Genomic DNA, 13,500 nt, shown 5'->3' with positions numbered 1-13,500 from the left:
TTTTTTTTTGTTGAAAAAGGTTTAAAAGCCGATGTAGCTCAGCTGGCTAGAGCAGCTGATTTGTAATCAGCAGGTCGTGGGTTCGAGTCCCTCCATCGGCTCTAAAAACTTCTTCGGAAGTAGAAGTCTCAAAATAATCAAGTGTTTTGAGAAAGTTCATTAAAAAAATTGAAATTTTGGGGAGATACTCAAGCGGCCAACGAGGGCAGACTGTAAATCTGCTGACTACGTCTTCGCAGGTTCGAATCCTGCTCTCCCCACAAAGAATTTTGAATAAGAAGTTATCAAAAGCGTGCTTTTGCAAAACTGCGTTTAAAAATTCTTTGGGTTGGGTCACCAATCCAGAATAAATATGAAGATTTTTGAAATATTGAAAACCTTTCATTTATTCTAATTAGTATTAGAATATTTGATAAATGCGAGAGTAGCTCAGTTGGTAGAGCGTCAGCCTTCCAAGCTGAATGTCGCCGGTTCGAACCCGGTCTCTCGCTCTATAGTTTACGGGCTATGATTTGCGGTTTTAAAATTGTAAATCAGATATCGGCAATCGTAAATGAAAAGCCGGTGTAGCTCAGGGGTAGAGCGTTTCCTTGGTAAGGAAGAGGTCACGAGTTCAATTCTCGTCATTGGCTCTTTTAGAAGCTAGATTAAATTAGAATACACTAATATTATTATATAACTAAGATTAAATTATTTAAAACATGGCAAAGGCAACTTTCGATCGTTCAAAACCACACTTAAATATTGGTACAATTGGACACGTAGATCACGGAAAAACAACCACGACTGCAGCTATTACAAAAGTATTAGCTGATGCAGGTTATTCAGAAGCAAGATCATTTGATCAAATTGATAATGCTCCAGAAGAAAAAGAAAGAGGTATTACTATTAATACTTCACACGTAGAATATGCAACACTTAACCGCCATTACGCTCACGTTGACTGTCCTGGTCACGCGGATTACGTAAAGAACATGGTTACTGGTGCTGCTCAAATGGATGGAGCTATCCTTGTGGTTGCTGCAACCGATGGTCCAATGCCACAAACTCGTGAGCACATTCTTTTAGGTCGCCAAGTAGGTATTCCTAGAATTGTTGTATTCATGAACAAAGTTGACTTGGTTGATGATCCAGAATTATTAGAATTAGTAGAAATGGAAATCCGTGAGTTATTATCTTTCTATGAGTACGATGGAGATAATGGACCTGTAGTTCAAGGATCTGCTTTAGGTGCACTTAACGGTGAACAAAAATGGGTTGATGCTCTTCTTAAATTAATGGAAGAAGTAGATGCTTGGATTGAAGAGCCTGTTCGTGATATGGATAAGCCTTTCTTAATGCCTATTGAAGATGTATTCTCTATTACTGGTCGTGGAACTGTTGCAACAGGTCGTATCGAAACTGGTGTAGCTAACACTGGAGATCCAGTAGAGATTATTGGTATGGGTGCAGAAAAATTAACTTCTACTATTACAGGAATCGAAATGTTCCGTCAAATATTAGATAGAGGTGAAGCTGGTGATAACGCTGGTATCTTATTAAGAGGTATTGATAAAACTCAAATCTCTAGAGGTATGGTAATTGTTAAGCCTGGTTCTGTAACACCACACTCTAAATTTAAAGCTGAGGTTTATATCTTGAAAAAAGAAGAAGGTGGACGTCACACTCCATTCCATAACAACTACCGTCCACAGTTCTACGTACGTACAACTGACGTAACTGGAAACATTGCGCTTCCTGATGGAGTAGAAATGGTAATGCCTGGAGATAACTTAACTATTACAGTTGAATTAATCCAACCAATTGCAATGAATGTTGGTCTTCGTTTCGCTATCCGTGAAGGAGGAAGAACAGTTGGAGCTGGTCAGGTAACTGAAATTTTAGACTAATTAAAGTTTAATAAATATAAAAGTTAAGGTATTCTATAATGGAATACCTTGACTTGTATTTAAAAGGTTTTCTTGTTTTCGGTTATACTAACGTATAGTTAGTAATTACTTAAATTGAGAAGATTATAAAATTTAAAAGAAGTTAGTTTGTGTAAAATAAGCACTTCTTTTATACGGGTTTAGCTCAGTTGGTAGAGCACTGGTCTCCAAAACCAGGTGTCGTGAGTTCGAGTCTCTCAACCCGTGCAAAAAATACGAGACGAGAAGTTTGTCTGCAAGGAAAACCTCTTAAACCGTTAAATAACAATATTAAAATGGCAGGAATTATTACTTATATTAAAGAATCATTCGGTGAGTTAAAAAACAATGTCACTTGGCCTACAATGGCAGAAGCGCAAAGTTTAACAGTTCTTGTAGCTGTTTTTTCTATTGTGTTTTCATTAGCAATATGGGGTGTAGACACCGTATTTAGCAAAGTAGTTGGTTTTTATTTTAATTTGATAAGTTAAAAATAGATTTTATGTCTGAAGGGAGTGAAAAGAAATGGTATGTTGTTCGTGCTGTAAGTGGTCAAGAAAATAAAATTAAAGCTTACATAGAAACGGAAATCGCTCGATTGGGCTTAGAAGATTATGTTGACCAAGTTTTAGTTCCAACCGAAAAAGTAGTACAAATTCGTAACGGAAAGAAAATAAATAAAGAAAAAGTTTATTTTCCTGGTTACATTATGGTGAAAGCCAATTTAACTGGCGAGATTCCACATATTATAAAATCTGTAACTAATGTTATTGGATTTTTAGGTGAAACAAAAGGAGGAGATCCAGTGCCATTAAGACAGTCTGAAGTAAACAGAATGTTAGGTAAAGTAGATGAGTTAACAGTAGATGCAGATGCAAACGTTGCAATTCCATTTAATATTGGAGAAACTGTTAAAGTAATTGATGGACCTTTCAACGGTTTCGATGGAACTATTGAAAAAATAAATGAAGAAAAGCGTAAGCTTGAAGTAATGGTTAAGATTTTTGGAAGAAAAACCCCATTAGAGTTAAGTTATATGCAAGTAGAAAAAGTATAATAATTGTTACATATATAAAAAGGCAATCTTAAGCTTCTAAAAATAAGTATTGCAAAAAAACTAAATTAGTAAAAATGGCAAAAGAGTTAAGTAAAGTAGTTAAACTACAAGTTAGGGGAGGTGCAGCGAATCCGTCGCCACCGGTTGGACCCGCTTTAGGTGCCGCTGGAGTGAATATCATGGAGTTCTGTAAGCAGTTTAATGCTAGAACACAGGATAAACCTGGTAAAGTATTACCAGTTGTGATTTCGGTTTTCAAAGACAAATCATTCGACTTTGTAATCAAAACACCACCTGCAGCTGTACAATTATTAGAAGCGGCCAAAGCAAAAAAAGGTTCAGGAGAGCCACATATTAAGAAAGTTGCAAAAGTTTCTTGGGATCAAGTTAGAGCCATTGCAGAAGACAAAATGCCGGATTTAAACGCATTTACTGTCGATGCTGCCATGAAAATGGTTGCGGGTACTGCAAGATCAATGGGTATAACTGTAAAAGGTGGCGAAGCCCCTAATTAATCTATAAAATTTTAGAAATGGCAAGATTAACAAGAAAACAAAAAGAAGCTTTAGCAAAAATAGAAAAAGGAAAACTTTATTCTGTTACTGAAGCATCAGCATTAGTAAAAGAGATAACCAATACCAAATTTGATGCATCTGTAGATATCGCAGTTCGTTTAGGAGTAGATCCTAGAAAAGCAAATCAAATGGTAAGAGGTGTAGTAACATTACCACATGGAACTGGTAAAGATGTAAAAGTTTTAGCATTAGTTACTCCAGATAAAGAAGCAGAAGCAAAAGAAGCAGGAGCAGACTACGTAGGTTTAGATGAGTACCTTAATAAAATTAAAGGTGGTTGGACAGATGTAGATGTTATTGTAACTATGCCAAGCGTAATGGGTAAATTAGGTCCTTTAGGGCGCGTATTAGGTCCTCGTGGTTTAATGCCTAACCCAAAGACAGGTACTGTAACTATGGACGTAGCAAAAGCAGTGAGCGATGTAAAAGCTGGTAAAATCGACTTTAAAGTTGATAAAACAGGTATTGTTCATGCCTCAATTGGAAAAGCATCTTTTAGTGCTGATAAAATTGTGGATAACGCAAACGAATTATTACAAACATTAATCAAACTAAAACCAACTGCAGCAAAAGGAGTTTATGTAAAGAGCATTTTTATGTCTTCTACAATGAGCCCAAGTTTAGCTGTTGATCCAAAGATCGGTTAAGTAGTTTAAAACTTTTATTATGACAAGAGAAGAAAAATCACAAGTAATCAAAGACTTAACTGCAGAACTAGCTGATAATACAAATATCTATTTAGCAGATATTTCAGGATTAAACGCAGTTAGTACTACAAATTTACGTCGTGCTTGCTTTAAAGCAGATGTAACATTAGCAGTGGTTAAAAATACCTTGCTTGCAAAAGCAATGGAAGCATCAGATAAGGACTTTGGAGACCTTCCTTCTACATTAAAAGGAAACACTTCAGTTATGTATTCTGAAACAGGTAATGCTCCAGCTAAAATTATTGAAACTTTCCGTAAGAAATCAGATAGACCTCTTTTAAAAGGAGCGTTTATTGAGGAAGCAATTTATATTGGCGACGATCAACTAGAATCTTTAGTTAACATTAAGTCTAAAGAAGAAGTTATTGGAGACATTATTGGCTTATTACAATCTCCAGCTAAAAACGTTGTTTCGGCACTTAAATCTAGTGGAGGTAAACTAGCAGGTATTATTAAAACTTTATCCGAAAAAGAAGGATAATCAAAACGTGTACGCACTTAATTACAATTATATTATTATTAAAATTTATTAAAACGATAGAAAAATGGCAGATTTAAAAGATTTCGCAGAACAATTAGTTAACTTAACAGTAAAAGAAGTAAACGAATTAGCAACTATATTAAAAGATGAGTATGGTATTGAGCCTGCAGCTGCTGCTGTAGCTATGGCTGGACCTGCTGCTGGTGGTGGAGACGCTGCTGAAGAGCAAACTGAATTTGATGTAATCCTTAAAGCGGCTGGTGGTTCTAAATTAGCAGTTGTAAAATTAGTTAAAGAATTAACTGGTTTAGGATTAAAAGAAGCTAAAGAATTAGTTGACGGTGCACCTAGCCCTGTAAAAGAAGGTGTTGCTAAAGACGAAGCAGAAGCTTTAAAAGCTCAATTAGAAGAAGCTGGAGCAGAGGTTGAGCTTAAGTAAGCTTATCACTTAAAAGTAACAAAGGTTTAGGTCTGGAGAACGCTCTCTTGGACCTAGACCATTTGTCGTATATAGCCAGTAGGCTATAATCAAACATTTTTTTTAATCAAAATTTCGTCCATTGATGTTAGTAACACAAGCTGAAAGATTAAACTTCTCGTCTATTGTAAATAGAACAGAATATCCAGACTTTATGGATATTCAGATTAAATCCTTCCAGGATTTTTTCCAGTTAGAAACGAAATCAGAAGAAAGAGGTAATGAAGGTCTTTATAATACCTTCATGGAAAACTTCCCAATAACCGACACACGTAATCAATTCGTTTTAGAATTCTTAGATTACTTTATCGATCCACCTAGATATAGCATTGAAGAATGTATTGAAAGAGGACTTACATATAGCGTTCCGCTAAAAGCTAGATTAAAACTGTACTGTACAGACCCTGAACATGAAGATTTCGAAACCATAGTTCAAGATGTGTATTTAGGTACTATTCCTTACATGACACCTTCTGGTACTTTCTGTATTAACGGTGCAGAGCGTGTTGTTGTTTCTCAATTACACCGTTCTCCTGGTGTGTTTTTTGGACAATCTTTCCATGCTAATGGAACTAAATTATACTCAGCTAGAGTTATACCGTTTAAAGGTTCTTGGATAGAATTTGCTACGGATATCAACTCGGTAATGTATGCCTATATCGATCGTAAGAAAAAATTACCTGTAACTACTTTATTTAGAGCTATTGGTTTTGAGCGTGATAAAGATATTCTTGAAATATTTGATCTTGCAGAAGAAATTAAAGTTTCTAAAGCGGGATTGAAAAAAGTATTAGGTCGTAAATTGGCAGCCCGTGTACTTAACACATGGCATGAAGATTTTGTGGATGAGGATACAGGAGAAGTTGTATCTATTGAACGTAACGAGATTGTTTTAGATCGTGATACCGTTCTTGATAAAGATAATATTGAGGAAATCCTTGAGACAAGTGTAAAAACTATTCTTTTACATAAAGAAAGTGCACAACAAGGAGATTATGCTATAATTCATAATACCTTACAAAAAGATCCAACAAACTCTGAAAAAGAAGCTGTTGAACATATCTATAGACAATTACGTAATGCTGAGCCGCCAGATGAAGAAACTGCGCGTGGTATTATTGATAAATTATTCTTTTCGGACCAACGTTACTCTTTAGGAGAAGTAGGTCGTTATAGAATGAATAAAAAATTAGGTCTTGATATTGGGATGGATAAGCAAGTGCTTACCAAAGAAGATATCATTACTATTATAAAATATTTAATCGAGCTTATCAATTCTAAAGCGGAGATTGATGATATTGATCACTTATCTAACCGTCGTGTACGTACAGTAGGAGAACAATTATCTCAACAATTTGGAGTTGGTTTAGCACGTATGGCACGTACTATTCGCGAACGTATGAATGTACGTGATAACGAAGTTTTTACTCCAATAGATTTAATTAATGCGAAGACTTTATCGTCTGTAATTAATTCATTCTTTGGTACAAACCAGTTATCTCAATTTATGGATCAAACCAATCCTTTGGCCGAAATTACGCATAAGCGTCGTTTATCTGCCTTAGGACCAGGAGGATTATCTCGTGAAAGAGCTGGTTTCGAAGTACGTGATGTTCACTATACACACTACGGAAGACTTTGTCCAATTGAAACTCCTGAGGGACCAAATATTGGTCTTATTTCTTCTCTATCAGTATTTGCTAAAGTAAATGCTATGGGATTCATCGAAACTCCGTATAGAAAAGTAGAAGATGGTGTAGTAGATATTAAAGGAGAACCAATTTATTTAAGTGCAGAGGAAGAAGAAGACCAAATGATTGCTCAGGCAACTATTGAAGTAGACGATGCGGGTAAAATTAAAATTGATAAGGTTATTGCTAGAATGGAAGGAGATTTCCCGGTAGTAGAACCTAAAGATATCCATTATACCGATGTAGCGCCAAACCAAATTGCTTCTATTTCTGCGTCTTTAATTCCTTTCTTGGAACATGATGATGCGAATAGAGCCTTAATGGGATCTAACATGATGCGTCAAGCAGTTCCTTTATTACGTCCGCAAGCTCCTATTGTTGGAACAGGATTAGAAAGACAAGTAGCTTCAGATTCTCGTGTATTAATTAATGCCGAAGGAAGTGGCGTTGTTGAATATGTAGATTCTAGAGAAATTACTATCAAATATGATAGAACTGAAGACGAAGCAAAAGTTAGTTTTGATAGCGATACTAAAACATATCCGCTTATTAAGTTTAGAAAAACAAACCAAGGAACTTCTATCAACCTAAAACCTATCGTTGAAAAAGGTGATAAAGTAACTAAAGGTCAAGTTCTTTGCGAAGGATATGCTACTCAAAAAGGAGAATTAGCTCTTGGAATTAATATGAAAGTAGCCTTTATGCCTTGGAAAGGGTATAATTTTGAGGATGCTATTGTAATTTCAGAAAGAGTTGTAAGAGAAGATATTTTTACGTCTATACATATAGATGAGTACTCTCTTGAAGTAAGAGATACTAAATTAGGTAACGAAGAGCTTACAAACGATATTCCAAACGTTTCTGAAGAGGCAACAAAAGACCTTGACGAAAATGGAATGATAAGAATTGGAGCTGAAGTAAAACCTGGAGATATTCTTATTGGAAAAATTACACCAAAAGGTGAAAGTGATCCAACTCCTGAAGAGAAATTATTACGTGCTATTTTTGGTGATAAAGCTGGAGATGTAAAAGATGCATCGTTAAAAGCTTCTCCATCATTACATGGTGTAGTTATCGATAAAAAGCTTTTTGCTCGTGCGGTTAAAGATAAACGCAAGCGTGCAAAAGACAAAGAAGATATCTTACAATTAGAAGGTATTTACGATAAGAAATTTGACGATTTACAAGATGTCTTAGTTGAAAAACTTTTTGCTATTGTTGGAGGTAAAACAGCTCAAGGTATTTTTAACGATTTAGGTGAAGAAGTATTACCAAAAGGTAAGAAATATACACTTAAAATGTTAAACTCTGTAGACGATTATACCCATTTAACTAGCGGTACTTGGACTACAGACGATGCTACTAATAAATTGGTTGCCGATTTAATTCACAACTACAAGATTAAAGAAAACGACTTACAAGGTTCTTTACGTCGTGAGAAGTTTACTATCTCTGTAGGAGACGAATTACCAGCTGGAATTATCAAACTTGCTAAAGTTTATATAGCTAAAAAGCGTAAACTTAAAGTGGGAGATAAAATGGCAGGACGTCACGGTAATAAAGGTATTATTGCTAGAATTGTACGTCATGAAGATATGCCTTTCTTAGAAGATGGAACTCCAGTGGATATTGTATTAAACCCGCTTGGTGTACCTTCTCGTATGAACATTGGTCAGATATATGAAACTGTTCTTGGATGGGCTGGACAAAAACTAGGACGTACGTATGCAACACCTATTTTTGATGGTGCAGAATTGGATCAAATCAACGAATTAACAGATGAAGCCGGAATTCCAAGATATGGACATACCTATCTATACGATGGTGGAACAGGAGATCGTTTTGACCAACCTGCAACTGTTGGAGTTATCTATATGTTGAAATTAGGACATATGGTAGACGACAAGATGCACGCACGTTCTATTGGACCGTACTCTTTAATTACTCAACAACCTCTTGGTGGTAAAGCACAATTTGGTGGTCAGCGTTTTGGAGAGATGGAAGTTTGGGCTCTTGAAGCCTATGGAGCATCTGCAACGTTAAGAGAAATATTGACCGTTAAATCTGATGATGTTATTGGTAGAGCTAAAACTTACGAAAGTATAGTTAAGGGAGAACCAATGCCAGAACCTGGATTACCAGAATCTTTCAACGTACTTATGCACGAATTGAAAGGTCTAGGACTAGACATTAGATTAGAGGAATAAAAAAATAGTATGCAGTCGCAGTATTTAGTTTATATTTTATTAAATTAAATACTGAGGCTGAGACTGAATACTAAAAGAAAATGGCAAGAAAACAAGATAAGAATACAGTACAGAGATTTAATAAAATCTCAATTGGTTTAGCATCTCCAGAGTCTATTTTAGCAGAATCTCGTGGCGAAGTTCTTAAACCAGAAACTATCAATTATCGAACACATAAACCAGAAAGAGATGGTTTATTTTGTGAGCGTATTTTTGGTCCTGTAAAGGATTACGAATGTGCTTGTGGAAAATATAAAAGAATTCGCTACAAAGGTATTATTTGCGACCGTTGTGGTGTTGAAGTAACAGAAAAGAAAGTACGTAGAGATAGAGTAGGACATATCAATTTGGTTGTTCCTGTTGCTCATATCTGGTATTTCCGTTCTTTACCAAACAAAATAGGTTACCTTTTAGGCTTACCATCTAAGAAATTAGATATGATTATTTACTACGAACGCTATGTAGTAATTCAATCAGGTATTGCTAATAACGCAGAAGGAGAACCTGTACAGAAAATGGATTTCTTAACAGAGGAAGAATATTTAAATATTCTTGAAACACTTCCTAAAGAAAATCAATATTTAGACGATTCAGACCCTAATAAGTTTATTGCTAAAATGGGAGCTGAATGTTTAATCGATTTATTGGCAAGAATTGATTTAGATGCCTTATCATTTGAATTACGCCATAAAGCAAATACAGAAACGTCTAAACAACGTAAAACAGAAGCTTTAAAAAGACTTCAAGTTGTTGAAGCTTTACGTGAATCGAACGAAAACAGAGAAAATCGTCCAGAATGGATGATTATGAAGGTTATTCCAATTATTCCACCAGAATTACGTCCTTTAGTACCACTAGATGGAGGTCGTTTTGCAACTTCAGATTTAAACGATTTATATCGTCGTGTAATTATTAGAAACAACCGTCTTAAAAGACTTGTTGAAATAAAAGCACCAGAAGTTATTTTACGTAACGAAAAACGTATGTTACAGGAATCTGTAGATTCGTTATTCGATAATACACGTAAATCATCTGCTGTTAAAACGGATTCTAACAGACCATTAAAATCTTTATCAGATTCATTAAAAGGTAAACAAGGTCGTTTCCGTCAAAACTTACTAGGTAAACGTGTAGATTATTCTGCTCGTTCGGTAATTGTTGTTGGACCAGAATTAAAATTATTTGAATGTGGACTGCCTAAAAATATGGCAGCTGAGCTTTACAAGCCTTTCGTAATTAGAAAACTAATTGAAAGAGGAATTGTAAAAACAGTAAAATCTGCAAAGAAAATTATAGATAGAAGAGAGCCTGTAGTTTGGGATATTTTAGAGAATGTTTTAAAAGGACATCCAGTTCTTTTAAACCGTGCTCCTACTTTACACAGACTGGGTATTCAAGCATTCCAACCTAAATTAATTGAAGGTAAAGCTATTCAGTTACATCCTCTAGCAACTACGGCATTTAACGCCGATTTTGATGGGGATCAAATGGCTGTTCACTTACCATTAGGGCCAGAAGCTATTTTAGAGACTCAACTATTAATGTTAGCTTCTCATAATATTTTGAACCCGGCAAATGGTTCGCCAGTTGCTGTTCCTTCTCAAGATATGGTTCTTGGTTTATATTATATGACCAAAGAACGTAAGTCTACAAAGGATGTTCAAATAAAAGGAGAAGGTTTAACTTTCTATTCTCCAGAGGAAGTAGTTATTGCATATAACGAAAAACGTGTGGAATTAAATGCTTCTATTAAAGTTAGAACATACGATTTTAACGAAGAAGGAGAATTATCATTACAAGTAATTCCAACTACAGTTGGTCGTGTATTATTTAATTTACATGTACCTCATTCTGCCGGATATGTAAACGAAGTACTTACCAAAAAATCTTTAAGAAGCATTATCGGTAAGATTTTAGAAGTAACTTCTGTGCCAGAAACGGCAGACTTCTTAGATGAAATTAAAAGCTTAGGATATAACTTTGCCTTTAAAGGTGGTTTATCATTTAGTTTAGGAGATATTATTATTCCACCAGAAAAGCAAGATCTTATTGGGTCTGCTAACAAGCAAGTTGATGGTATTATGGCCAATTATAATATGGGTCTTATTACCAACAACGAACGTTATAACCAAGTTATTGATATTTGGACATCTACGAATGCTGAATTGACAGAGTTGTCTATGAAGCGTATTCGCGAAGACCAACAAGGATTTAACTCGGTATATATGATGCTTGATTCCGGAGCTCGTGGATCTAAAGAACAGATTCGTCAGTTAACTGGAATGCGTGGATTAATGGCAAAACCTAAAAAATCTACTGCAGGTGGAGGAGAAATTATTGAAAACCCAATTCTTTCTAACTTTAAGGAAGGTCTTTCAATTTTAGAATACTTTATCTCAACTCACGGTGCGCGTAAAGGTCTTGCCGATACCGCATTAAAAACAGCAGATGCTGGTTATTTAACTCGTCGTTTAGTAGACGTGTCGCAAGATGTTATTGTAAATAGCGAAGATTGTGGTACTCTAAGAGGAGTAGAAGTAACACCATTAAAGAAAAATGATGAAATTGTTGAATCTTTAGCGGATAGAGTTGTTGGTAGAATTTCTTTAAATGATGTTTATAATCCATTAACAGACGAGTTATTAGTATCTGCAGGAGACTTAATAGACGAGAAAAAAGCTAAATTAATTGGCGTCTCTCCAATTGAGTCTGTAGAAGTAAGATCTCCATTAACATGTGAAGCTAAAAAAGGTATTTGTACAAAATGTTACGGACGTAATCTAGCTACCAATAAAATGGTACAACTAGGTGAAGCCGTAGGAGTTGTAGCAGCACAATCTATTGGAGAGCCTGGTACACAGTTAACATTACGTACCTTCCACGTGGGTGGTATTGCAGGTAACATTTCAGAAGTAAATAAATTAACTGTTAAGTTTGATGGTATTGCTGAAATAGACGAGTTAAAAACTGTAAAAGGTGAAAATAGCCAAGGGGAACCAGTAGATATTGTTATTTCTCGTACATCTGAATTAAAACTCGTTGATAAGAAAACTGGCATTGTTTTAAGTACTAATAATATTCCTTACGGATCTGCTATCACAATAGAAAGTGGAGCTGAAGTTAAAAAAGGAGATGTTGTTTGTTCTTGGGATCCATATAACGGTGTAATTATTTCTGAATTTGCAGGAAAAGTTCGTTATGAGAATATCGAACAAGGTGTTACTTATCAAGTAGAAATTGATGAGCAAACAGGTTTCCAGGAGAAAGTAATTTCTGAGTCTAGAAATAAAAAGTTAATTCCTACTCTTATTATCGAAAATTCTAAGGGAGAAACTATCCGTTCTTACAACTTACCAGTTGGTGCGCACATTATGACTGATGACGGCGATAAAATTAAAGTTGGTAAAGTGTTAGTTAAAATTCCTCGTAAATCTGCAAAATCTGGAGATATTACAGGAGGTTTACCACGTGTAACGGAACTGTTTGAAGCACGTAACCCATCTAACCCAGCAGTAGTTAGTGCTATTGATGGTGTGGTTTCTTTCGGAAAAATTAAGAGAGGTAATCGTGAGATTATTGTTGAATCTAAATTGGGCGATGTTAAAAAGTATCTAGTTAAGTTATCTAGTCAAATTCTTGTACAAGAAAATGATTTCGTAAAAGCTGGAATGCCACTTTCTGATGGTTCAATTACGCCAAACGATATCTTGAATATTAAAGGACCTTCTGCTGTACAACAGTACTTAGTGAACGAAGTTCAAGAAGTTTACCGTTTACAAGGTGTGAAGATTAACGATAAGCATTTTGAAGTTGTTGTAAGACAAATGATGCGTAAGGTTAGAATTATAGATTCTGGAGATACCACATTCTTAGAAGATCAATTAGTTCATAAATCTGATTTCATAGAAGAAAATGATGATGTATTTGGAATGAAGGTGGTTGAAGATGCAGGAGATTCTGCAACTTTAAAAGCTGGGCAGATAGTTTCACTTCGCGATTTAAGAGATGAGAATTCAATCTTAAGAAGAGAGGATAAAAAACTAGTTGAAGCAAGAGATGCACAACCGGCAACGGCTACTCCAATCTTACAAGGTATTACTAGAGCTTCATTACAAACTAAGTCGTTTATCTCTGCAGCTTCCTTCCAGGAAACTACAAAAGTACTTAACGAGGCAGCTGTAAATGGTAAAGTAGATCATCTAGAAGGACTAAAAGAAAATGTAATTGTAGGTCATAGAATTCCAGCAGGAACAGGTATGAGAAGATACGATAGCATTATAGTTGGTTCTAAAGAAGAATTCGATGAAATGATGCAAGCAAAACAAGAGGTTAATTTTAACTAATTATTGTGCATTCAT

The 13,500-nt window shown here is 35.3% G+C and carries 9 protein-coding genes and 5 tRNA genes; all 14 read left to right on the top strand.

From position 1 onward, the window contains the following. The first annotated feature begins 27 nt into the window (after positions 1-27). The 14 genes from OS188_RS06840 (at position 28) to rpoC (ending at position 13,485) form a co-directional block, all read left to right on the top strand. A tRNA-Thr gene (locus OS188_RS06840) sits at positions 28-101 on the top strand. A gap of 77 nt (positions 102-178) precedes the next feature. Beyond that, a tRNA-Tyr gene (locus tag OS188_RS06835) sits at positions 179-260 on the top strand. A gap of 158 nt (positions 261-418) precedes the next feature. Continuing rightward, positions 419-491: transfer RNA gene (locus OS188_RS06830), tRNA-Gly, on the top strand. Between the two features lie 69 nt (positions 492-560). After that, positions 561-632, top strand: a tRNA-Thr gene (locus OS188_RS06825). Between the two features lie 69 nt (positions 633-701). Beyond that, positions 702-1,889, top strand: coding sequence for an elongation factor Tu (tuf, locus tag OS188_RS06820; protein WP_267148078.1), 1,188 nt, complete (start codon positions 702-704; stop codon positions 1,887-1,889). Between the two features lie 173 nt (positions 1,890-2,062). Then, positions 2,063-2,135, top strand: a tRNA-Trp gene (locus OS188_RS06815). A gap of 68 nt (positions 2,136-2,203) precedes the next feature. Continuing rightward, a complete protein-coding gene (gene secE, locus OS188_RS06810; protein ID WP_267148077.1) occupies positions 2,204-2,398 on the top strand; it encodes a preprotein translocase subunit SecE in 195 nt (64 codons plus the stop codon). 11 nt (positions 2,399-2,409) lie between these two features. Then, entirely contained in the window at positions 2,410-2,964 is a 555-nt protein-coding gene (nusG, locus tag OS188_RS06805; protein WP_267148076.1) for a transcription termination/antitermination protein NusG, read from the top strand. Between the two features lie 74 nt (positions 2,965-3,038). Beyond that, the gene (rplK, locus tag OS188_RS06800) at positions 3,039-3,479 is read left to right on the top strand and encodes a 50S ribosomal protein L11 (RefSeq protein ID WP_267148075.1); all 441 of its coding nucleotides are present in this window, start codon (positions 3,039-3,041) and stop codon (positions 3,477-3,479) included. A gap of 17 nt (positions 3,480-3,496) precedes the next feature. Continuing rightward, on the top strand, positions 3,497-4,186 hold the full coding sequence (gene rplA, locus OS188_RS06795; RefSeq protein ID WP_267148074.1) for a 50S ribosomal protein L1: 690 nt from the start codon (positions 3,497-3,499) through the stop codon (positions 4,184-4,186). Positions 4,187-4,205: 19 nt separating this feature from the next. Then, positions 4,206-4,727, top strand: coding sequence for a 50S ribosomal protein L10 (rplJ, locus tag OS188_RS06790; RefSeq protein ID WP_267148073.1), 522 nt, complete (start codon positions 4,206-4,208; stop codon positions 4,725-4,727). Positions 4,728-4,791: 64 nt separating this feature from the next. Beyond that, entirely contained in the window at positions 4,792-5,166 is a 375-nt protein-coding gene (gene rplL, locus OS188_RS06785; RefSeq protein WP_267148072.1) for a 50S ribosomal protein L7/L12, read from the top strand. Positions 5,167-5,290: 124 nt separating this feature from the next. After that, positions 5,291-9,103, top strand: a complete 3,813-nt coding sequence (gene rpoB / locus OS188_RS06780; protein WP_267148071.1) for a DNA-directed RNA polymerase subunit beta — start codon at positions 5,291-5,293, stop codon at positions 9,101-9,103. An 80-nt stretch (positions 9,104-9,183) separates the two neighbouring features. Then, positions 9,184-13,485 carry a DNA-directed RNA polymerase subunit beta' gene (gene rpoC, locus OS188_RS06775; RefSeq protein WP_267148070.1) on the top strand — a complete coding sequence of 1,434 codons (4,302 nt, stop codon included), beginning with the start codon at positions 9,184-9,186 and terminating at the stop codon, positions 13,483-13,485. Positions 13,486-13,500: the final 15 nt, after the last annotated feature.

Source organism: Xanthomarina sp. F1114 (assembly GCF_026410255.1).
Taxonomy (GTDB): Bacteria; Bacteroidota; Bacteroidia; order Flavobacteriales; family Flavobacteriaceae; genus Xanthomarina.
This window is presented reverse-complemented; position numbering and strand designations above follow the sequence as displayed.